This window comes from Christiangramia lutea (assembly GCF_022489035.1).
GTDB lineage: Bacteria > Bacteroidota > Bacteroidia > Flavobacteriales > Flavobacteriaceae > Christiangramia > Christiangramia lutea.
Genome location: NZ_JAKVTV010000001.1, coordinates 794,109 through 815,820, shown reverse-complemented (window position 1 = coordinate 815,820; position 21,712 = coordinate 794,109). Strand labels below are relative to the sequence as shown.

Genomic DNA, 21,712 nt, shown 5'->3' with positions numbered 1-21,712 from the left:
ATGAAAATATTCAAAATTTTAGCAATGCTAACCATTTCGCTCCTAGTCTTTACCGGATGCGAAAATGAAGAGATCACCAACTACGCGTTCCAGGATATTTCTGCTCCTGAGAATGTGACTGCCGCCTTTGATATATCACAGGATGATACCGGAACAGTTACTATTACCCCAAGCGGCGACGGAGCTTCTGTATTTCAGATTGACCTTGGGAATGGTGAGACTGCCGAGATCGCTGCAGGAGAATCTGTCACTACCGTCTATCCTGAAGGAGAATATGAGGTAAGTATAGTTGCTGTTGGATCTACAGGATTAACCAGTGAGTATAACCAAATGCTTAATATTTCATTTAAAGCACCAGAGAATCTGGCTATAAATGTAGATCAGCCAGAAACTAATCCAAGAAATATCACCGTTAGTGCTACTGCAGATAACGCGACACTTTTCCAGGTATATTTTGGAGATGTAGAAGATGAAGAGCCTACCCAGTTAATGCCGGGAGAAAGTATCACTCACAGTTATACCGAAGCCGGGGTTTACGAATTAACGGTTATCGCAATAGGTGCCGGAGCTGCTACCGCAGAAGAAGATGAGATTATCATTGTTCCGGAAGCTCAGGATCCTCTTAAATTACCTGTTACTTTCGACGATCCATTGGTAGGATATAATGTAGTTTCTTTTGGATCTGAAGACACTATGTTTGAAATTGTTACAAATCCTGAACTTTCAGGTGATAACTCAACCGAATCTATGGTTGGAGCAATTACAAAAGCAGGTGCAGCATTCGAAGGTGTAACTTTCAACCTTAGTGAGGCAGTAGACCTTTCTGGTGATAGCAAGACCTTTAGTGTTAAAATTTATTCTGAAACTGCGTTCCCTGTACTATTAAAACTGGAAACAGGTGTGAACGACGAAAGAGCAAACGAAGTTTCAGCAGATCACGGAGGTACGGGATGGGAAACCATAACTTTTAACTTCGCAACTGATGCAACTACAAGTTACCAGAGTGATAGCGATCCAGGTGGGGATGCAATAGTTCCAGCCGGACATTATGATGCCATTTCATTATTCCTTGACCTTGCAGGGAGTGCCGCAGGTACTTTTTATGTAGATGATCTTATGTTAGTAGAAGCTGCACCAGATTGTACTGAAGAAACTGAAGAAAATATTGATGCTGCTAATGGCCCGATCAACTGGACCTTTATGACCAATGATGACGCATTTGCTTTTGAACCTTTTGGAGATATTGCTTCAAGCATCGTTTCTAATCCAAAGACAGATGGAATAAACCCAAGTTGTAATGTACAGATAGTAGATAAATCAACGGGTTGTGCAACCTGGTCTGGAGTAGGGAAAGCAATTCCAACGGCTATAGATTTTACAAGTACCGACAAGAAAATCTTCAAATTAAAAGTACTTGCTGAAACTCAAACCGCTGAAGTTACACTTAGATTGGAAAAAGAGCCTTTCCCAGACACAGAGCCTTCAGAAGATAGAGTTGCCCAGATTACTGAAGTTGGTGTTTGGCAAGAGTTAACATTCGACTTTTCTGACGTTGATGATAAGACTTTCAGAAGTATAATCCTTTACTTTGAGAGAGATGCAGAATGTGATGGAGATGTTTATTACTTCGATGATCTTATCCAGACAGATGGAACTGGAACTGGCGGTGGAGTTGCCGTAGATCCAACAATGGCCGCTCCAACTCCAATGGCAGATGCAGCAAATGTTCAGTCTATCTTTAGTGATGCTTATTCAGATCCTGCAGGAGTGAACTATTACCCAGATTGGGGTCAATCTACCACTTACGAAATGGTTTCTATTGGTGGGAATAATGCTATTAAGTATGACAACGCTAATTATCAGGGAATTGATATTGGTGAAAATATCGATGCAACTGCTTACGATTATATCAATATAGACGTGTGGTCTGGAGATTATACTTCTATTCCATTTTTCCTTATCAGTTCTACAGGAGAGAACTCGGTAAATCTTAATGTTGCACCAAACCAATGGAACACTATCCAAATCCCACTATCTGAATATACAGACCAGGGCCTTGATATTTCTGATGTATTCCAGTTCAAGTTTGATGTTCAGCCAGATACAGGAGGAAGTTTCTACATAGATAACCTGTATTTCTCTAGAGATGGCGAAGATACCGGGGGAGGAGATCCTGAGGTAGCTACAGGTTTCCCAATAGATTTTGAGTCTAATCAAACTTTTTCTGGAGTATTTGAAGAAGGTGATGGTGTAACTGGAATGCCGGTTGCCAATCCTGATATGACTGGGAATGCTTCTGCTACTGTTTATGAATTCAATAAAGTTAATGGTGCTGCATGGTACTCTGGGATCTTCCATATTTTTCCTGATAATATCGATTTTTCCGAAGGTACTACGTTCACAGTGAAAGTTTGGTCACCTAAGGCTAATGTAAATGTTAGGTTCCAGTTGGAATTAGAAGGCTCTGATGCTAGTCCAAATATTTCTGTAGACCAAACAGTTTCTCAGGCTAATACCTGGACTACTTTAACCTTCGATTTTTCAGGAATCGTAGATACCAATAATGTGTACGATAAATTCGTGATTTTCCCAGATTATGATGACGTTGCTCAAGCTCCGGCAGATGGGTCAATTTATTATATCGACGATATCGAACAGAACTAGAAAAAATAAACTATGAAATACTTTAAATTAATATTTAGCTTATTTGCGATAAGCCTTATGTTATCCAGTTGCCAGGAAGATGACCTTACGCTGGATACCATAGTGGTGCCTTCTAATCTTAATATTACTGCTAATATTAGTGATGATGGCTCCGGACTGGTTGATTTTACTGCCACGGCAGATGATGCGATCACTTATGAATATAACTTTAGTGACGGGACTTCGGCGGTTGCTGCCGGAGGAACCTATACCAAGCGTTTTACCCGTGTGGGATTGAATACCTACCTGGTAACTGTTGTTGCTTATGGTAAAGGAGGGGTTAGCAGTTCAAAATCTATTGAGGTAGCAGTGCAAAGTGACTTCGATGATCCAGAAACTAAGCAATTCCTTACCGGAGGTAGTTCAAAAACATGGTATATCGCTTCAGCGGTACCTGGTCACCTTGGGGTAGGTCAAAACACGAATGACGAAGGTCCTATTGTTGACGGAGGAGGATTCTTTGCCGGTGCGGCAGGATTTGGACCTGATTGTTTTTATGATGATACAATGACTTTCTCTTTAGGAGCCAATGATCAATTGACTTATGACTATTCCAGTGCCGGTGCAACTTTTGTAAACTGGACCTATACTACAGAGTTTGGTGGAGCAGGACAGGAAAATAACGATGAATGTCTGGAAGTCCCGGAACCGGGAACTGTAACTGCAACTTTAGCTCCGGCAACATCTGGGATTCCGGAAGATCAATCAACACAAACCGTGATCGATCTTAGTGGAGATGCCTTTGTGGCTTACTACATTGGAACAAGTCAGTATGAAGTTCTTGAAATCACCGAAAACTCTATGTATTTAAGAGCAATTCCTGGAAATGATGACTTCCTGGCCTGGTATCTTATTTTAACCACTTCGCCAGATGGAACTATTGGAGATGGAGGTGGAGAACCAGACTTTGAGTCTCAATTCACCAATGAGATCTGGTCTGATGAATTTGAAGGAGATGCTCTGGATACGGACAATTGGAACTATGAAATTGGTAATGGAACCAATGGCTGGGGAAATAACGAAGCCCAGTATTATACAGATTCTGAAGACAACGTAAGAGTAGAAGATGGTAACCTGGTGATCACCGCCAGGAGAGAGGCTGAAAGCGGTTTCGATTTTACTTCTGCCAGAATTACTACCAAGGATAAATTCGAGTTTACTTATGGACGCGTTGAGGTTCGGGCAAAACTTCCGGAAGGAGGAGGAACCTGGCCGGCAATTTGGATGCTTGGAGCTGAATGGCCTGAAGAAGCCTGGCCAGGAGTAGGTGAGATGGATATTATGGAATGGGTTGGTAATCAACCAGACCGTGTTTCCTCTGCACTGCATTTGCCAGGAAATTCCGGAGGTAATGCCATAGTTGGAGATGTTACCGGGATAACCGATGCATCAACTGAATTCCATATTTATGAAGTTGAATGGACAGCAGAAAAAATTACCTTCCTTATGGATGGGGTACCACATCTTGAATTCGACAATGATGAATCTACACCTTTCCAAAGCGATTTCTATCTACTGTTAAATATTGCCATGGGTGGAACCCTTGGAGGAACTATAGCCGATGATTTCCAGGAATCATCGATGGAAATTGATTACGTAAAAGTATATCAATAAAAAATCCTGTTTAGGTCTTAATTTCCCGGGGCTCCGGCTCCGGGTTCTTTTAAATTATCATGAGGAAAAATTTTATAATTGTCTCATCCTTTTTACTCGGGACTATGGGCGCTATTTCTCAAAATTCAGGAATAAAAAGCTCAGTTCAGAATGTAGAAACCAAAGTTGATTCAGTATTGAACCTGATGACCCTGGAAGAGAAAGTTGGGCAAATGGTACAATACAATGGAAGCTGGGACCTCACGGGACCTGCCTCGGAAGTTGGTAACAAAGAAAAAGAAGATCGGCTAAAAAAGGGGCTGGTAGGCTCTATGCTGAATGTTCTTTCAATTGAAGCTACTGAAAAAGCCCAGCGCCTGAATATGGAAAATTCCAGAATGAAGATTCCATTGATGTTTGGCTATGATGTTATCCACGGCTACAAGACTATCTTTCCTGTTCCACTTGGCGAAACTGCCAGCTGGGACCTGGAAGCAGCAAAAGAGTCTGCTCGAATAGCTGCTCTTGAATCTGTTGCTGAAGGTGTGAACTGGACTTTCTCTCCTATGATAGATATTTCCAGGGATGCTCGTTGGGGGAGGATCATGGAAGGTTCTGGAGAAGACACGTATCTAACTTCAAAAATTGCTGTGGCTAAGATCAAGGGTTACCAGGGGGAAGATCTTTCAGATGCCAAAACTATCGCTGCTACGGCAAAGCATTTTGCTGGATACGGTCTTGCTGAAGCAGGACGTGACTATAACGCCGTACACATTGGCAAGAATGAGCTTCATAATGCTGTGTTACCACCATTTAAAGCTGCTGCAGATGCCGGTGTAGCTACATTTATGAACTCCTTCAATACTATCGACGGGATTCCCGCGACTGGAAGTGAAAGATTGCAAAGAGAAATTTTGAAAGGAGCCTGGGACTGGCAGGGATTTGTAGTGTCAGACTGGGGATCCATTTCAGAAATGATCCCGCATGGTTTTGCCCGGGATAAAGTTCATGCTGCCGAGATCGCGGCAAAAGCAGGAAGCGATATGGATATGGAAGGTGGTGCCTATGAAGCCGGTTTAGAGCAACTGGTAGAAGAAGGAAAGATAGATGAATCTATTATCGATGAGGCGGTTAGAAGGATTCTTCGCGTAAAATTCAAAATGGGCCTTTTCGATGATCCTTACAGGTACATGGATGCAGAGCTTGCAGCAAGTGTTCCTTTTGAGGATCACAAAAATACTGCTAGAGATATTGCAAAAAAATCCATCGTACTTCTGAAAAATGAGAATGACCTTTTACCCATAAAGTCTTCGGTTAAAAAAATAGCAGTTATTGGGCCCTTGGCAGATGATAAGGATACACCTATTGGTAACTGGAGAGCCCAGGGAGAAACTAATTCTGCTGTTTCTGTACTTGAAGGCTTGAAAAATGCTGATCTAGACGCTGAGATAACTTATTCTAAAGGTGTGACCTTAGGAGAAGGTGAACGCAGTTTCCTAATGCCATTAAAGATCAACGAAACCGATCGTTCGGGTATTCCAGATGCTGTGGCCAAGGCTAAAGAAGCAGACCTGGTAGTTATGGCACTTGGGGAAGATGCTTTTCAATCTGGAGAAGGACGTAGCCAGGCCAATATTGGGCTTGCCGGACTTCAGTTAGAGTTATTAAAGGAAATACGAGAAGTAAATAAGAATATCGTACTTGTTCTTATCAATGGTAGGCCTCTTGAGATCACCTGGTCTTCAGAAAATATTCCTGCCATCGTAGAAGCCTGGCAACTGGGTTCTGAAAGCGGGAATGCCATAGCAGATGTACTTACAGGAAAATACAATCCATCAGGTAAGCTGCCGGTATCATTTCCGAGAGCTGTAGGGCAGGAACCTTTGTATTATAACAGGATGAATACCGGGAGACCTTCTAACGACCTTCACGTAACCTATTCACATTATACCGATATTGAAAATGGTCCTTTATTTCCTTTTGGATTCGGACTCAGCTATACCACTTTTGATTATGGAGATGTTGAACTTTCTTCAAAAGAACTTCAAGCGGGTGAAGGGATCACTTTAAGCGTTCCTTTAACCAACTCGGGAGATATAAAAGGGAAGGAGGTAGTTCAGCTCTATATCCATGATTTAGTGGCTAGTGTGGCCAGACCTATAAAGGAATTAAAAGGATTTGAACTTGTTGAACTTGCTCCGGGAGAAACTAAAAATGTGGAATTCACAATTGATGAAAAAATGTTAGAGTTTTTCAACGCCTCAGATAAATGGGAAGCCGAGGAAGGTGAATTCGAACTTATGGTAGGTGGAAATTCAGAAGACCTAAAAACCATAAAATTTAATTACGTAAAATAATGAGAAACTACGCGCATAAACTCATTGCCGGAAGTTTACTTATCGGTTCGATATTCACTGGTAATGCTCAGGAGAAAATAATCTTTGAGGAGGACTTCAATGGCGATAGCCTCGATATGAACGTCTGGAATTATGAAGAGGGCGATGGTTGCCCCAATCTTTGCGGATGGGGTAATAATGAAGAACAGATCTACGATCGAAAGTATGTAGAAGTAAAGGATGGAAAGCTGGTTATTACCGCTTTAAAGAAGGATGGACAATATTATTCCGGAAAGATCAACTCTAAAGATAAAGTTGAATTTACTTATGGTGTGATCGAGGTGAAGGCTAAGGTGGCCACAGCAAAAGGACTTTGGCCTGCAATCTGGATGCTGGGAGCCGATATCGATGAAGCCGGCTGGCCGGGTAGTGGAGAGATCGATATCCTGGAGTATATCGGTCGTGAGCCGGGAATGGTTTTTACCTCCCTTCATACACCAGCTAGTCATGGGAATACCATCAATACCAATAAGACAAAAATTGAAAATATAGAAGAAGGATACCATACCTATAAAGCGGTTTGGACCAAGGATTTTATCGAATTCTTCGTTGATGGAGAACAACTTTACAGGTTCACTCCAAAAACTTACGATGAAGATCATTATCCTTTTAAAAAAGACTTCTATTTTCTTATCAATATGGCCGTAGGAGGAAATCTTGGAGGCGCTGAGATCAATGATTCAGATTTACCAGACAAATTCTATGTAGACCATATTAAAGTAACCGAACTTCCTGAAGATCTAAATTAAAATACAAGCGGAATCTCGAATTTATTGGGTTTGCTTACCTTTTTGTGAATGATTAGCTGAGGTTTCGCTTTTTTTAGCTCCGAAGATTACTTGTATGTACTTGTAAATCAAACTTTTTAAGTTTAAAACACTGAAAATGTGTATATTAAGATTAAAATAATCTGATATGAGACTTCAATCTGTGAAAATCTTCGTTATTTTAATTCTCTCCGTAATTTTTACTTCCTGCGGTTCTACATTTATCTACTTCAAAAAAGATAACAGGGTAAAATCTGCTATTTCCGATAAAGGAAACCCTCCAGAAAGTGTTCAGCTTACGAATATAAATATAGATCTCGGAAACTGGAGACTGGATGCTTTATCTGCTTCTCCAAAGGCCGATTACCTGGCTTTAGGAATGGCAGAAATAAACAGTCCAACCAGCAATAGTAATGGAAAACTGGAAATCTACAGCAATTTTGGGAGAACCCTGAAGTATACTTTCAAGGATTCTGATCTAAAAAGTATGATCGAATCACAGGCAGATCTAACCTATCCATCTGCGGTATATGCTTTTCATCCCTTTAACCTGGGGTATGAAAATAATAAGATTCTCATCGCCCACATTCAGCCGTGGACCACATCAGATCTAACGCCTCAGGATGTAGGTCTTAAGATCAATCTTGAAACCGGGAAAGCGGTAAGTGTTGAGTTTTTTCCAAGGACCGCGAGACCTGCGCTTCCTGAGCATGGTTCAAAGAATAAGTTCGATTTCGAGGTCATTAACGGTGAAATGTTCGTGAATGGTAAAAAATTAAATGGAATGCCATCGGGAATAGATCCAGATCTTCATGATGAAGTGACTGCGTATAATTAATTCAGATTTCTTTTTTCTATAAAGAATCTTTTAAGAAGTGCCCCGGCTTCCTCGCTTAAAATCCCAGTTTTCACCTCTGTCTTTGGGTGAAGTTTCACACCGTTTTTTCTATAACCTCTTTGGGGGTCTGAAGCTCCGTAGACTATTTTCGAGATCTGGCTCCAGTACAAAGCTCCTGCGCACATCTGGCAGGGTTCCAGAGTAATGTACATAGTGCAGTTCTGTAGATATTTGCCGCCAAGAAAGTTTGCAGCGGCAGTGATGGCCTGCATTTCAGCGTGGGCAGTGACATCGTTCAAAGTTTCGGTCAGGTTATGCCCACGGGCAATGATCTTGTCGTTGACCACTACCACGACTCCTACAGGTATCTCCCCTTTTTCATAGGCCGATTCAGCCTCTTCCAGGGCCTTTTTCATAAAATATTCATCATTGAAAGGTGATAGCATCTCCTGAATTTTCTGGAAAGATATAAATTTTGAAGATTCAAAACGGCCAGCTGTTCGCAATTCAGTTTGCTTAATGTAACTTTGTGTGGTATGGCCGGGATACTGAAAAAAATCGATACTCCTGAAGATCTGCGTAAACTCGAGAAACAGGAGTTGACGCAGCTCGCGCAGGAATTGCGAAAATTTATTATAGATATTGTTGCTACAAAGGAGGGTCACCTGGGTGCCAGCCTTGGGGTGGTAGAACTTACCATTGCTTTGCACTATATTTTTAATACCCCGGAAGATCTTCTGGTTTGGGATGTGGGACACCAGGCCTATGGCCATAAGATTCTTACCGGGAGAAGGGAAATTTTTGAAACAAACCGGCAACTCGATGGTATTAGTGGATTTCCTAAAAGATCTGAAAGTGTCTTTGATACATTTGGAACAGGGCATTCATCTACTTCTATTTCTGCGGCACTGGGTATGGCTATAGCTTCAGCTTTGAAAGGTGAAAAAGGCAAACATCATATTGCCGTGATTGGCGACGCATCTATTGCCAGCGGAATGGCGTTCGAAGGTTTGAACCACGCCGGGGTCACCAATGCAAACCTGCTGGTGATCCTAAATGATAATGCCATAGGAATAGACCCAAGTGTTGGGGCTCTAAAAGAATATCTTACCAAAGCCAGGGTTGGTTATAAACCGGCTAGGGATAATATAATAGAGGCGCTTAATTTCAAATATTTCGGACCCGTGGACGGGCATGATTTGCAAGGCCTTCTAGATATCCTGGACAAAATGAAAGCTATTAAGGGGCCAAAGTTCCTGCACGTGATCACCAGGAAGGGGAAAGGGCTTAAAAAAGCTGAAGAAGACCAGGTGAAATATCATGCTCCGGGAAAATTTGAACCAGATACAGGAGAGCTATTAAAATATGATACGGAAGGACTTCCGCTGAAATATCAGGATGTTTTTGGGCTTAGCCTGGTGGAGCTTGCTGAAAAAAATGAAAAGATCATTGGGATCACACCTGCCATGCCTACCGGAAGTTCTCTTAAATACATGATGAAGGCTTTTCCCGAAAGAGCTTTTGATGTTGGGATAGCAGAGCAGCATGCGGTTACACTATCGGCCGGAATGGCCACTCAGGGTTTTACGGTATTTTGTGCTATTTATTCTACTTTTTTACAAAGGGCATACGATCAGCTTATACACGATGTGGCTTTGCAAAATCTGCCGGTGATCTTCTGCCTGGACAGGGCCGGCCTTGTTGGTGAGGATGGGGCAACTCATCATGGAGTATTTGATATTTCCTTTGCCCGCGCAATTCCAAACCTTATGATAGCCGCACCAAGGAATGAAGTGGAATTAAGAAACCTTCTCTATACAGCTCAACTGGGATTGGAAGCTCCGCTTATCATCAGGTATCCAAGGGGAAGAGGTGTATTAAAAGAATGGAAATTGCCTTTTAAACGAATTATTCCTGGAAAAGCTGAAAAATTGAAGGATGGTGATGAAATAGCTGTGCTGTCTATAGGTAATATGGCTTCAAATGTTGAAAAAGCTATCAAAAAAACCTCTTTTCAGAATAAGATCGCTCATTACGATATGAAATTCGTAAAACCTCTGGATGAAGAATTACTTCAGGTAATATTCAAAGAATATTCAAAAATCATTACCGTAGAGGACGGAGTCAAAAATGGAGGTTTTGGAAGTGCGGTTCTGGAATTCGCGGCAAGCTCTGGATATAAAGGGGATATCGAGATTTTAGGAGTGCCCGATAAATTTATTGAACAAGGAAGTGTAGATCAATTACAAGAAATCTCAGGAATTCACGTTGAAGGAATAAGGAAGAAGCTCGAAACTATGAGCTGATTTTTTTATTTTTGCAATTCCGAAAACCTAGCTGTTTAAATGAAGTTGAAAATCCTACTATTCCTGATCTGTATTACATCACTGAAATCTCTAGCCTCTGATTATGAGTATTCTATTGTGTCAGACACTACATCTACAGCTGTTAAGGACACTACCAATACAGATTCCATGATGATCTACTGGACCGAGAAGAACACCTTTGGGGTAAACCTTAGTGAGGTAGCCTTCGTTAACTGGAATGCCGGTGGTAACAACTCGGTTTCGGCGCTTTTCTATGCCAACTTTCAACGGAATTTTGAGAAGGATCTTACCATGTGGAAAAATTCGGCTTCACTTAGATATGGAATTAATGCGCAGGAAGGAAGAGAGATCAGGAAGACTGAAGACGAATTGAGACTCAACTCTTCATTTGGTTTCAGGCAGGATAGTACTTCCAACTGGTATTACTCGGGAAAGTTCAGTTTTAACTCACAGTTTTCAAACGGTTATAAGTATCCCGATACCGAAGTTGCGATTTCCAGGTTCATGGCTCCGGGATATACGTTCCTTGGTGCGGGAACAGAATTCTCCCATCCAGAGGAAGACCTTACGGTCTATCTTTCGCCCATAACCTTTAAGTCTACTTTTGTTCTTGACCAGAGACTGGCTAATGAAGGTTCTTTTGGTGTTGAACCGGCAGTTACAGATGAACTCGGGAATATTCTGAAAGAGGGAGAAAACGTGCGAACAGAATTCGGTTTTCTCGTCACCAGCGGCTTCAGCAAGGAAGTCTGGGAAAATATAGATCTGGACAATCAGCTCAGTCTTTATTCAGATTACCTGAATAAATTCGGCAACATCGATGTAGACTGGCAAATGACGGTGAACATGAAGGTCAACGAATTTATTAAAGCCAATGTAGGGTCGCATATTCGCTACGATGACGATGTAAAATTCAAAGAAGACACCAACGGAGATGGTAAGCTGGAAACCTCAGGACCTCGTGTTCAGCTAAAACAGATGCTGGGCGTTGGCGTGGTCTATGAGTTCTAAAGGCTTTGTCCCTTATACTTTTTAAAGGAAGCCACGGTCATTCCATCGGTTAAGGAAGCGGTGTAAGAACAGATGCCAATCAGTTTTTCATAAACAGAATCACTATTCTGCAAAGGCTCTAATTCTGGCACAGATTTCAATACCAATTTGGTGAAATTTGAATCTTCGGCTTCGGTATCTGGAAGCATGGCCTTAGTGTAAATATCCAGTAAATAGGAAAGCATTCTATACCCCGCGATCTCTTTGCTAATCACCTCTTCACTCTGGTAGATCTTTTCAATACTAATTTTGATGATATCTTTTATCTGGGCCTCGTAGCTGCTCATGTCGAACAGAGATTCATGAAATTCTCCATTAAGGATCGCTTCTTCATTTTTCACAAAAATATCGGCAGCTTCAGTTATAAGCGTGTTAATGGCCAGAGATCTCAAATAAGCCAGTCTATCGGCGGTGCTTTTCAACTGGTTATATTTCGCGGTATTGATGTTGTCTTTTACAAGTTTAATAAGATATTCCAGGGCATAATCCTCATCAATTAAACCAAGGTTAATACCATCTTCAAAATCTATAATGGTGTAGCAAATGTCGTCTGCTGCTTCTACAAGGAAGGCAAGAGGATGACGTGCATAACCGATATCATTTCCCTCACGGGTTTTCTTAAGGCCTAATTCTTCAGCAACCTCTTCAAAAATGGCTCTTTCGCTTTGGAAGAAACCAAACTTTCTATCCTGAATCTTTTTTGTTGGTTTATGCGGAAGTGATTCCTTCGGATATTTCGTAAAGGCTCCAAGTGTTGAATAAGAAAGTCTTAGTCCTCCTGTAATTCCCGGGCGGTTTTCGGTAAGTATTTTAAAGCCGTTGGCATTACCTTCAAATTTGATCAGATCCTGGAATTCTTTTTCGGTAAGCTGCTCCTTAAACCTTCTTCCATTTCCATGGCTGAAGTACTCACCAATGGCTTTCTCTCCCGAATGTCCAAAGGGTGGATTTCCGATATCGTGAGCCAGGGCTGCTGCGGCAACAATAGCTCCAAAATCATTCATTCGATACCCGAAGGTATCTCTTAAATGCGGGTGTTTTTCTATTAATTTCTGACCTGCTAACCTTCCTAAAGAACGTCCAACTACAGAAACTTCAAGACTGTGGGTGAGCCTGGTATGTACAAAATCTGTTTTTGAGAGCGGTATCACCTGGGTTTTATCTTGTAGGCTGCGGAAAGCGGAAGAAAAGATGATCCTGTCATAGTCAACTTCAAACCCTAACCGGGTTTCGTTTTGTTCCTTTCTTAACCTTTTATGTGTGTCACCAAATCTTTTAAGCGATAAGAGTTGCTCCCAATTCATGTTAATTGCTTTGTTGTGAGCCAAAAATATTAAAAAAGGGAAGTAAAAAGCTACTTCCCCTTTCTAAATTCAAATTTGAATTAGCCAAATCATTAAGATCCGCACATTAGGCAGTCATCACCTTCCGCTTCTTTGGACTGAGCGATGATCGCTCGTAGTTCTTCCGGAGACAACGCTCCTTCTTCCTCAGATTCTTTTGAAATTACAGGCTTGCTTTGATTCTTAAGTTTTTCAGCTGCCTGGGTCGGAGCGTCTGAAGTCACAAAGACGGGTTCTTTTTTCTTTTCTTTTTCCAGGGTAAATTTAATAGCGTCTACCGCAGATTTTGTTCTTAAATAATACATTCCGGTTTTCAGTCCGCTTTTCCAGGCGTAGAAATGCATGGAAGTAAGTTTGCTGTAATTCGCGTTTTCCATGAACAGGTTAAGCGACTGTGACTGATCTATAAAATAACCGCGTTGTCTGGACATATCGATGATGTCTTTCATGCTCATTTCCCATACGGTTTTATAAAGCTCTTTGAGATCATCTGGAATTATATCGATATCCTGTACAGAGCCATTGTTTCTCATAATGGCATTTTTCACCTCGTCTGTCCAAAGGTCCCTGGCTACAAGGTCTTCCAGCAGGTGCTTGTTTACTACGATGAATTCTCCGGAAAGTACCCTTCTGGTGTAAATATTTGAAGTATAAGGCTCGAAGGCTTCGTTATTTCCAAGGATCTGAGAAGTGGAGGCGGTAGGCATAGGGGCTAATAACAGGGAGTTTCGTACCCCGGTTTTCATTACCTGTTTCCTTAATTTTGCCCAATCCCATCTTCCACTAAGGTCCTCGTCTTTGATTCCCCAAAGGTTATACTGAAATTCCCCCTGGCTAATTGGTGAACCTTCAAAAGTTGAATACGGTCCTTCCTCTTTTGCAAGTTCCATAGATGCGGTGACCGCGGCGAAATAAAGAGTTTCAAAGATCTCCTGGTTCAGTTTTTTAGCTTCATCTGAAGTGAATGGCATCCTAAGCCTGATAAATGTATCGGCCAGTCCCTGAACTCCTAGTCCAACCGGACGGTGTCGCATATTCGAATTTTCAGCTTCCTTCACCGGGTAGTAATTCCTGTCTATTACCTTGTTCAGGTTTTTGGTTACCCGTTTGGTTATTTTGAATAATTCCTTATGGTCAAATTCCTTGCCTTTAATGAACATTGGAAGTGCTATGGAAGCAAGGTTGCATACGGCCACTTCATCTCGGCTGGTGTATTCCAGGATCTCTGTACACAGGTTTGATGAGCGTATAGTTCCAAGGTTCTTCTGGTTAGATTTTCTATTCGCAGCATCTTTATAAAGCATATAAGGAGTTCCGGTTTCGATCTGGGATTCCATGATCTTTTCCCAAAGCTCTCGTGCTTTTATCGTTCTTCTTCCTTTATCTTCAGCTTCATATTTTTCATACAACTTTTCAAATTCTTCGCCATAAGTGTCATATAACCCAGGGCACTCATGCGGACACATTAAAGTCCAGTTTCCATTTTCTTGAACTCTTTTCATGAATAGATCTGGCATCCACATCGCATAGAAAAGGTCACGTGCACGCATTTCCTCTTTTCCGTGGTTTTTCTTTAGATCCAGAAAATCAAAAATATCGGCATGCCAGGGTTCCACATACATGGCGAAGGAACCTTTACGCTTTCCGCCTCCCTGGTCTACGTAACGAGCAGTATCATTAAAAACCCTAAGCATTGGAACGATCCCGTTGGAAGTTCCATTGGTTCCGGAAATATACGAGCCGGTAGCTCTTACATTATGAATAGATAAGCCAATTCCACCTGCTGACTGTGAGATCTTGGCGGTTTGTTTTAAAGTGTCGTAAATACCGTCTATACTGTCATCCTGCATGGTTAGCAGGAAACAAGACGACATTTGAGGTTTTGGTGTGCCAGAATTGAAAAGTGTTGGTGTGGCGTGAGTGAAATACTTCTTGGACATAAGCTCATAGGTCTCTATGGCAGCATCCAGGTCATCTGGGTGAATTCCAATAGATACACGCATTAGCATATGCTGTGGACGTTCTACGATCTCGCCGTTTAGTTTAAGCAGGTATGATCTTTCAAGAGTTTTGAATCCGAAATAGTCATAGCCGAAATCACGATTATAGATAATAGTGGAGTCAAGTTTCTCCTTATTTTCCATGATCACTTTATATACCTCGTCTGATAATAACGGAGCTTTTTCTTCGGTTCGCGGATTTACATATTCGTAAAGATCGGCCATCACCTCAGAGAAAGTCTTCTTTGTGTTTTTATGCAGGTTTGAGACCGAAATCCTCGCAGCCAGTTTTGCATAATCTGGATGGGAAGTCGTCATGGTCGCAGCGATCTCTGCAGCAAGGTTATCCAGTTCACTGGTGCTTACATTGTCATAAAGACCTTCAATCACGCGCATAGCAACCTTTACAGGATCTACCAGTTCATTTAATCCATAGCAGAGTTTTTTTACCCGTGCGGTAATCTTGTCGAACATAACAGGCTCTTTTCTCCCGTCTCGTTTTAATACATACATTTGCTTAAATTTTAGTTAGTTTGAGGCTAAGATTTCTTTCGGAAAAGGTATTATCCATCCTGTGCGGCCGTTTACACCGCGATTATAAAGTGATATTTCTAGTGAAAAAATTAAAGATCAACTTGCGCCGCGTTGGGGGACACAGCGCAGTTGGGCTTTAAAAATCAGCATCAAAGCTGATCTCATCTGATTCTTTGTCTTTGTTCATTACACCCGCTTTCTGATACTCGCTAACACGTTTCTCAAAGAAATTAGTTTTGCCTTGCAGGTTGATCATATCCATGAAGTCGAATGGATTTGAAACATTGAATTCTTTCTCGCATTCCAGTTCTACCAGTAACCTGTCGGTTACGAATTCAAGATATTGGGTCATTAACTTGGCATTCATGCCAATTAAACTAATAGGAAGGGATTCTGTGATAAACTCACGTTCTATATTAAGAGCATCAAGGATGATCTCTCTAATTTTTTCTTTCGGTACTTTATTAACCAGGTGATTATTATGCAGATGAACTGCAAAATCACAATGCATACCTTCATCTCTCGAAATAAGTTCATTCGAGAAAGTAAGTCCTGGCATTAATCCACGTTTTTTCAGCCAGAAGATGGAACAGAAAGCTCCGGAAAAGAATATTCCTTCAACGGCAGCGAAAGCAATTAATCTTTCTGCGAAAGAATCTGATTCGATCCATTTAAGAGCCCAATCGGCCTTTTTCTTGATCGCAGGAAAAACCTCGATAGCCTTGAATAACTGATCTTTCTCTTTATCATCTTTTACATATGTGTCGATCAATAGAGAATAGGTTTCAGAATGAATATTTTCCATCATGATCTGGAAACCATAAAAGAACTTGGCTTCAGAATACTGAACCTCATTTACGAAATTTTCGGCCAGATTCTCATTCACTATCCCATCTGAAGCCGCGAAAAATGCAAGAATATGTTTTATAAAATAGCGCTCGTCAGAATTTAGCTTATTAGACCAGTCTGTAAGATCCTGATGTAGGTCTATCTCTTCAGCAGTCCAGAAACAAGCCTCCATTTTTTTATACCAATCCCAAATATCATGATGTTTAATCGGGAAGATCACAAAGCGATCTTTGTTCTCCTGCAAAATGGGTTCAATCTGCGCCATAATTGTTAAAATTTTAGGTCTTTGTGGTTAGTATTGAAAAGTGTTTAACAAATATTTAAAAATGAGATAGATAATGAAAGATTTTGCCTTAAACGTTTTCAACAAAGTTTTCAACACGCACTTCGTCTGGTTTTATTAGTGTTTTTGTTTATAACTAACAATAAAATACGGATAAACAGATATTTATAAATTGTTAATAATTTGATAACCTGAAAATTAAATTGAAAAGAATGTGGTTGTAGAAAAGGCTGAAATTTTCTGTAAAATCTCCACATTTTTGTACTTATAACGGAAGAAAACCGGCGATTTAGTGCCGGTTTTCAACAAAAACAGAATTAAATTTTTTGATTGGTTATCTATAAAATTTGTGGGTATAGATAAATTTAAAATTCTGTAGATATATTATTGAATAGCCACAGGCTTAATCAAAAGGCCATTTATAATTACTTCAATAAAAATTGGAGAATGAAATTGAAATACTAATTTAGGGAAAACCTGTCTAAATTCGAAATTATGCGAGTTGAACCCAATTAAAACTTGATTATTTTTTCTGAATATCCTTAGCTACCTCCTCCAATTCTTTGAACCAATTTTCTCCAAATTTCCTAATGAGTCCTTCCTTCACAAACTTATAGATAGGAACCTGCAATTCAGCGCCAAGACTACAGGCATCATCGCATATCTCCCAGCGATGGTAGTTCACTGCAGAGAAAGCCGAATATTCCTGAATTCTCACCGGGTATAAGTGGCACGAAACAGGTTTTTTCCAGTCGATATCACCCTGGTTGTAGGCTTCTTCTATACCGCAAAGGGCAGTGCCTTTATCATCGAAAGTAACATAAGCACAATCTGCACCATTTATTAGCGGGGTTTCTATCTCACCATTTTCACGAGTAATATAAACCCCCTGTTTTTCGATGGCTTCTATCCCTTCTTTCCGAAGATAGGGCTTAACCTTTGGGTAGATATCTTCCATAATTTCTCTTTCCTCGGGCTCTACCGGTGCTCCCGCTTCTCCATCTACGCAACAAGCTCCCTTGCAGGCGGAAAGGTTGCATAAAAAATCATTTTTAATGATCTCCTCTGATACTAAAGTTTTCCCTAATTGAAACATGTGACAAAGATAATTTTCTATGTTTTAAGGCGAAGAAATACGGCAATAAAATTTACATAAATTTAACCTGGCTACCCGATTGTCAATCAGATATCTTGAAGTATTTTTGCCGCCAATTTTGAAAACAGGTAGCTATGTTTAAAGTGTTAGATTTCAGGCAGATATTTACTGCAGGTATGGTTCTTTTTGCAGTTATAGATATCATTGGGAATATCCCGATCATTATCGATCTTAGAAAGAAAGTAGGGCATATTCAAAGTGAGAAGGCTTCTATCGTGGCGGGGATCATTATGATAGTTTTTCTTTTTCTTGGAAAGGAGATCCTTAATCTTATTGGAATTGATGTAAATTCCTTCGCTGTTGCAGGTTCGTTTATTCTTTTCTTTCTGGCCCTGGAAATGATCCTGGGAATTAGTCTTTACAAGGATGATGCGCCGGAAACCGCATCTGTAGTGCCACTTGCATTTCCATTGATCGCTGGAGCGGGAACCATGACTTCACTGGTTTCACTTCAGGCTGAATATGAAACGGTAAATATCATTGTTGCTATAATTATCAATATTATATTTGTGTACCTGGTTCTGAAATCTTCCGCTAAGATCGAGAAGATCCTGGGATCGCAGGGTATCAATGTAATTAGAAAGGTATTTGGGGTGATCTTGCTTGCCATTGCGGTTAAGTTATTCGCTGCAAACATTCAGAATTTATTTTAATGAAATATTTTATTTATACCATTATATTCCTGGCTCTTGTATTTATTGGGATTAGTGCCGGCGAACTCAACTTTGATAATCTAACCGAAGGAGAAAGTGCAAAAGCTCTCATCGTCATGCTGGCAAGTCTTTGTGTGATCGTGCTTATGGTGATTCTGCTTGTTTCAAGAACGATTTCGAAAAAACATGAGTAAGGTGAATTTTGATGTTCTCATCATAGGTGGTGGAGCAGCCGGCCTTTCGTGTGCCTTAGTGATTGGATCAGGTCTTGAAAAGCCTTACGCAGAAAATAAAAGAGCAGGAATAATCCTGCATCAAAAAAGCTCTCATTTGCAATCTGCGTTGCTGAGAAATGTCTTCGGAATCGCTCCTGAAACTAAGGGAATGGATCTTCTTCGAGAAGGTGCAAATCAGCTTTCAGATCTATACCCGAAGCTGGAACAGATCTCTGGTGAAAAGGTAAAGGAAATAAAAGAAGTTGACAGTGGTTTTGAGGTCATAAGTAATAAAAATTCTTATTCTGCCAGATCCATCGTAGTCACGGTTGGGTATGCCAGTCCGTTTAGGATCGCTGGTTTGGAGGAATATGTGATCCCTCATAAAAAAGCGAAGGCTTCGAAGAACAGGGTGCAGCTGAAAAATGAAGATCACCTTGTAAAGCCAGGGCTTTATGTAACAGGAACGCTTGCAGGTTGGCGCAGCCAGTATGCAATTGCCAGTGGTAGTGGGGCTGCAGTTGCTACAGATATACTTACCGAATGGAATAATGGGGAGCACACAAAAGTGCACGATAAATTAAATTAAAAAGAAAAACATTAAGCTCAAGGGCAGGCTTATAATTGCCAGTACCATAAAGCTTTGCTGAAGATTTCGGTATAAAAGGGCTCTTCTTAATTTCCTTATGAATTCAGGGTCTTCTGCAATGTTGATATGCTTTTTTAGAAGTTTACGAGAAACATTTGAGGAATTTATAAGGATCTCGTTTTTTAGGAACAAATAGGCACTGTTATCCATTAACCTGAAACTCACCGCTATTATAAATAAAAATAGAGGGGAGAGCGGCCAGATCATAGATAAATATTCCAGGAAATTCTGCATGCCCGTCCAAAATATTATTTTTCGCGGGACAACTCAATTACTTTCTCAATTATTCGGTCATCTTCATTTAAATACCGTTCAAATGCATTAGTTCCAAAAAGTTGTTGTGCGATTTCGGCTTTTAAATATTTCTTTAAAAGAGGTTTATGAGATTCGCTGGTCGAACTCATTCCAATATTCATTTGTCCTAAATACCTGTCAAAGTCATAAATCATTTTATCGGTGATCCTGATCTCGCTTCTGAAGTTTTTCCGGCTAATTGAATTATAATATTCCCTGTTCTCTTCCAGGATATTGAAAACAAATCGACTCATATATCCGCCGCGCAGAAGGAAGGTCAGTTTTTCTTTTTCAGAATCTGTATCCTTGGGAACGAAAATATCAGGAATAATACCTCCTCCACCATAGACGATTTTTCCACCTGGAGTCACATATCTAAGAGAATCATTTACTACAATGCTATCTTCACTGTTAAGTTCGCCGTTCTTATAACGTCGCATATAGTCGTTAAAATATGATTCATTCCCATTGTTATAAGGTTTTTGGATAGATCTACCGGTAGGTGTATAATAGCGCGCAATGGTAAGTCTTACTGCGCTACCGTCTCCGAGTTCCATTTCACGTTGAACGAGTCCTTTCCCATAGGATCTTCGGCCAATGATGGTGCCCACATCATTGTCCTGCAAAGCCCCGGCCACTACTTCACTGGCAGAAGCCGAATTTTCATTGATCAGTACATAAACCTTTCCGTTTTCGAAGCTTCCTTCTCTTTGCGAGTAGGTTTCTTCGATCGCCCCGCTTTTATTTTTGGTGAACAGAATAAGTTTTTCGTCTTTAATGAACTCATCGGCAATGTTGATGGCTTCAGAAAGATATCCACCTGGATTGTCACGAAGATCCAGGGCTATTTCTTTAGCCCCATTTTTCTTTAATTCCTTAATTGCCTCGCTAAACTCCTTGTAGGTAGTTTCAGAAAACCTGTCCACTTTTATGTAACCCAAATCTTCGGTAAGCATGTAAGAAGCATCAACGCTTTTTAAAGGAACTTTTCCTCTTTTAATATTAAAAGTTAGTAAGTCATTAATGCCTTTGCGAAGAACCTTTAAAGTAACCTTTGTATTCGCCTTGCCTTTAAGCTGGGTGGTAATGGAGTCATCGCTGATGGCTAAATTAAACAGCTTTTTTCCGTTCGCATAAAGTATCCTGTCGCCGCCGCGAATGCCCATTTTTTCACTGGGGCCACCTTCCAGGGCTTTAATTACAACTATAGTATCATTAATGTTATAAAAGCTAACCCCAATTCCCACGAAGTCTCCTTTCATATTTTCGGTAACCCTGTCGTATTCATCCTTCGGAATATATACGGAATGGGGATCAAGGTTCTCGAGGATTTTATCGACGGTAACATCTACGATGCTGTCTGTATTAACATCGTCTACATATTCATAGTCTATGTAATCTATGAGTCGGTTTAGTTTTTGCTTTTTTGGATTGGCAGAAAATAGTTCGTCTGAAGGGTCAAAATTCAATCGCGCACCAAGGATGAGCCCAATCGCACAGGCAATACTTAAAAGAAGTGGCGTGTATATTTTATTTTTTCCTTTCAATCTTCTAGCTCAGTTATTTGCTGTAATTCTACTCCTGCTTTTTCTAAAAAATCCAGGCCGGAATTATCCTTATAATCTATTTGATAAACCAGTCTGCTTATACCAGATTGGTGTATCAATTTACTACATTCCTTACAGGGGGACATTGTAATATATAAAGTGGCATCCTTACAAGATTGGGTAGAGCCGGCAACCTTAAGGATCGCATTGGCTTCCGCGTGCAAAACATACCATTTTGTATATCCTTCTTCATCCTCGCAAAAGTTCTCAAATCCGCTGGGTGTTCCATTATACCCGTCTGATATGATCATTCTATCCTTCACAATTAACGCGCCAACCTGTTTTCTATTACAATGTGATAATTTACTCCATTCTCTGGCAATTCTCAAGTAAGCCCTGTCGAATTTTTGCTGTTTTTTTTGATTCATAGATCTGGGAAAAGACTAATAGGTCTAAAAATTAATAATAGACTGCAAATTAAAAGATTATTGGTAAAAATGCCCCCGAAAATTTCA

Annotated in this window: 18 protein-coding genes; 10 read left to right on the top strand and 8 right to left on the bottom strand. The window is 40.5% G+C overall.

Annotated elements, in window-relative coordinates:
* The 5 genes from ML462_RS03735 to ML462_RS03715 all read left to right on the top strand — a co-directional run bounded on the left by ML462_RS03735 (position 1) and on the right by ML462_RS03715 (position 8,297).
* Positions 1 to 2,664, top strand: a complete 2,664-nt coding sequence (locus tag ML462_RS03735) for a hypothetical protein (RefSeq protein WP_240712384.1) — start codon at positions 1 to 3, stop codon at positions 2,662 to 2,664.
* 12 nt (positions 2,665 to 2,676) lie between these two features.
* Positions 2,677 to 4,317, top strand: coding sequence for a family 16 glycosylhydrolase (locus ML462_RS03730; RefSeq protein WP_240712383.1), 1,641 nt, complete (start codon positions 2,677 to 2,679; stop codon positions 4,315 to 4,317).
* A gap of 59 nt (positions 4,318 to 4,376) precedes the next feature.
* Positions 4,377 to 6,653: a beta-glucosidase BglX gene (gene bglX / locus ML462_RS03725; protein WP_240712382.1), complete on the top strand. Its 2,277-nt coding sequence runs from the start codon at positions 4,377 to 4,379 to the stop codon at positions 6,651 to 6,653.
* The gene (locus tag ML462_RS03720; protein WP_240712381.1) at positions 6,653 to 7,441 is read left to right on the top strand and encodes a glycoside hydrolase family 16 protein; all 789 of its coding nucleotides are present in this window, start codon (positions 6,653 to 6,655) and stop codon (positions 7,439 to 7,441) included. Before bglX ends, ML462_RS03720 begins: the two co-directional genes overlap by 1 nt.
* A gap of 166 nt (positions 7,442 to 7,607) precedes the next feature.
* Entirely contained in the window at positions 7,608 to 8,297 is a 690-nt protein-coding gene (locus tag ML462_RS03715) for a hypothetical protein (RefSeq protein ID WP_240712380.1), read from the top strand.
* Here ML462_RS03715 and ML462_RS03710 read toward each other — a convergent pair.
* Positions 8,294 to 8,743, bottom strand: coding sequence for a nucleoside deaminase (locus tag ML462_RS03710; RefSeq protein ID WP_240712379.1), 450 nt, complete (start codon positions 8,741 to 8,743; stop codon positions 8,294 to 8,296). The genes ML462_RS03715 and ML462_RS03710 overlap by 4 nt on opposite strands.
* A 90-nt stretch (positions 8,744 to 8,833) precedes the next feature.
* Between ML462_RS03710 and ML462_RS03705 the strand changes: the two genes are divergently transcribed.
* Positions 8,834 to 10,603, top strand: a complete 1,770-nt coding sequence (locus ML462_RS03705) for a 1-deoxy-D-xylulose-5-phosphate synthase (RefSeq protein ID WP_240712378.1) — start codon at positions 8,834 to 8,836, stop codon at positions 10,601 to 10,603.
* 39 nt (positions 10,604 to 10,642) lie between these two features.
* Positions 10,643 to 11,635 (top strand): DUF3078 domain-containing protein, encoded by a 993-nt coding sequence (locus ML462_RS03700; RefSeq protein WP_240712377.1) that lies wholly within the window; start codon positions 10,643 to 10,645, stop codon positions 11,633 to 11,635.
* On the opposite strand, the gene dgt is transcribed toward ML462_RS03700, so the two are convergent.
* The 4 genes from dgt to ML462_RS03680 form a co-directional block, all read right to left on the bottom strand.
* Positions 11,632 to 12,978: a dGTP triphosphohydrolase gene (dgt, locus tag ML462_RS03695; protein ID WP_240712376.1), complete on the bottom strand. Its 1,347-nt coding sequence runs from the start codon at positions 12,976 to 12,978 to the stop codon at positions 11,632 to 11,634. The genes ML462_RS03700 and dgt overlap by 4 nt on opposite strands.
* Positions 12,979 to 13,070: 92 nt before the next feature.
* Positions 13,071 to 15,530, bottom strand: coding sequence for a ribonucleoside-diphosphate reductase subunit alpha (locus tag ML462_RS03690; protein ID WP_240712375.1), 2,460 nt, complete (start codon positions 15,528 to 15,530; stop codon positions 13,071 to 13,073).
* A gap of 157 nt (positions 15,531 to 15,687) precedes the next feature.
* Positions 15,688 to 16,665 (bottom strand): ribonucleotide-diphosphate reductase subunit beta, encoded by a 978-nt coding sequence (locus ML462_RS03685; protein WP_240712374.1) that lies wholly within the window; start codon positions 16,663 to 16,665, stop codon positions 15,688 to 15,690.
* A 541-nt stretch (positions 16,666 to 17,206) separates the two neighbouring features.
* Complete coding sequence (locus ML462_RS03680; protein ID WP_240712373.1) at positions 17,207 to 17,779, bottom strand: DUF3109 family protein; 573 nt, start codon at positions 17,777 to 17,779, stop codon at positions 17,207 to 17,209.
* Between the two features lie 134 nt (positions 17,780 to 17,913).
* Here ML462_RS03680 and ML462_RS03675 point away from each other — a divergent pair, with 134 nt between their 5' ends.
* Genes ML462_RS03675 through ML462_RS03665 form a run of 3 tightly spaced genes read left to right on the top strand, consistent with a single transcriptional unit; the run spans position 17,914 to position 19,296 of the window.
* Positions 17,914 to 18,492 (top strand): MarC family protein, encoded by a 579-nt coding sequence (locus tag ML462_RS03675; RefSeq protein ID WP_240712372.1) that lies wholly within the window; start codon positions 17,914 to 17,916, stop codon positions 18,490 to 18,492.
* On the top strand, positions 18,492 to 18,686 hold the full coding sequence (locus tag ML462_RS03670) for a hypothetical protein (RefSeq protein ID WP_240712371.1): 195 nt from the start codon (positions 18,492 to 18,494) through the stop codon (positions 18,684 to 18,686). The genes ML462_RS03675 and ML462_RS03670 overlap by 1 nt, the downstream gene beginning before the upstream one ends.
* Complete coding sequence (locus ML462_RS03665; protein WP_240712370.1) at positions 18,679 to 19,296, top strand: FAD-dependent oxidoreductase; 618 nt, start codon at positions 18,679 to 18,681, stop codon at positions 19,294 to 19,296. Before ML462_RS03670 ends, ML462_RS03665 begins: the two co-directional genes overlap by 8 nt.
* Here the strand turns inward: ML462_RS03665 and ML462_RS03660 are convergent.
* The 3 genes from ML462_RS03660 to ML462_RS03650 are packed head-to-tail and all read right to left on the bottom strand — an operon-like array spanning position 19,288 to position 21,625.
* A complete protein-coding gene (locus ML462_RS03660; protein ID WP_240712369.1) occupies positions 19,288 to 19,590 on the bottom strand; it encodes a hypothetical protein in 303 nt (100 codons plus the stop codon). The two genes, ML462_RS03665 and ML462_RS03660, sit on opposite strands and share 9 nt — an antisense overlap.
* A gap of 14 nt (positions 19,591 to 19,604) precedes the next feature.
* Positions 19,605 to 21,197: a S41 family peptidase gene (locus ML462_RS03655; protein ID WP_240712368.1), complete on the bottom strand. Its 1,593-nt coding sequence runs from the start codon at positions 21,195 to 21,197 to the stop codon at positions 19,605 to 19,607.
* Positions 21,194 to 21,625 (bottom strand): deoxycytidylate deaminase, encoded by a 432-nt coding sequence (locus ML462_RS03650; protein ID WP_240712367.1) that lies wholly within the window; start codon positions 21,623 to 21,625, stop codon positions 21,194 to 21,196. Before ML462_RS03650 ends, ML462_RS03655 begins: the two co-directional genes overlap by 4 nt.
* Positions 21,626 to 21,712 lie beyond the last annotated feature (87 nt).

What these genes read in the sequence shown, in the direction of transcription:
- ML462_RS03735 (WP_240712384.1), top strand. Translation starts at nt 1, where the DNA reads ATGAAAATATTCAAAATTTTAGCAATGCTAACCATTTCGCTCCTAGTC.
- ML462_RS03730 (WP_240712383.1), top strand. Translation starts at nt 2,677, where the DNA reads ATGAAATACTTTAAATTAATATTTAGCTTATTTGCGATAAGCCTTATG.
- bglX (WP_240712382.1), top strand. Translation starts at nt 4,377, where the DNA reads ATGAGGAAAAATTTTATAATTGTCTCATCCTTTTTACTCGGGACTATG.
- ML462_RS03720 (WP_240712381.1), top strand. Translation starts at nt 6,653, where the DNA reads ATGAGAAACTACGCGCATAAACTCATTGCCGGAAGTTTACTTATCGGT.
- ML462_RS03715 (WP_240712380.1), top strand. Translation starts at nt 7,608, where the DNA reads ATGAGACTTCAATCTGTGAAAATCTTCGTTATTTTAATTCTCTCCGTA.
- ML462_RS03710 (WP_240712379.1), bottom strand. Translation starts at nt 8,743, where the DNA reads ATGCTATCACCTTTCAATGATGAATATTTTATGAAAAAGGCCCTGGAA.
- ML462_RS03705 (WP_240712378.1), top strand. Translation starts at nt 8,834, where the DNA reads ATGGCCGGGATACTGAAAAAAATCGATACTCCTGAAGATCTGCGTAAA.
- ML462_RS03700 (WP_240712377.1), top strand. Translation starts at nt 10,643, where the DNA reads ATGAAGTTGAAAATCCTACTATTCCTGATCTGTATTACATCACTGAAA.
- dgt (WP_240712376.1), bottom strand. Translation starts at nt 12,978, where the DNA reads ATGAATTGGGAGCAACTCTTATCGCTTAAAAGATTTGGTGACACACAT.
- ML462_RS03690 (WP_240712375.1), bottom strand. Translation starts at nt 15,530, where the DNA reads ATGTATGTATTAAAACGAGACGGGAGAAAAGAGCCTGTTATGTTCGAC.
- ML462_RS03685 (WP_240712374.1), bottom strand. Translation starts at nt 16,665, where the DNA reads ATGGCGCAGATTGAACCCATTTTGCAGGAGAACAAAGATCGCTTTGTG.
- ML462_RS03680 (WP_240712373.1), bottom strand. Translation starts at nt 17,779, where the DNA reads ATGTTTCAATTAGGGAAAACTTTAGTATCAGAGGAGATCATTAAAAAT.
- ML462_RS03675 (WP_240712372.1), top strand. Translation starts at nt 17,914, where the DNA reads ATGTTTAAAGTGTTAGATTTCAGGCAGATATTTACTGCAGGTATGGTT.
- ML462_RS03670 (WP_240712371.1), top strand. Translation starts at nt 18,492, where the DNA reads ATGAAATATTTTATTTATACCATTATATTCCTGGCTCTTGTATTTATT.
- ML462_RS03665 (WP_240712370.1), top strand. Translation starts at nt 18,679, where the DNA reads ATGAGTAAGGTGAATTTTGATGTTCTCATCATAGGTGGTGGAGCAGCC.
- ML462_RS03660 (WP_240712369.1), bottom strand. Translation starts at nt 19,590, where the DNA reads ATGCAGAATTTCCTGGAATATTTATCTATGATCTGGCCGCTCTCCCCT.
- ML462_RS03650 (WP_240712367.1), bottom strand. Translation starts at nt 21,625, where the DNA reads ATGAATCAAAAAAAACAGCAAAAATTCGACAGGGCTTACTTGAGAATT.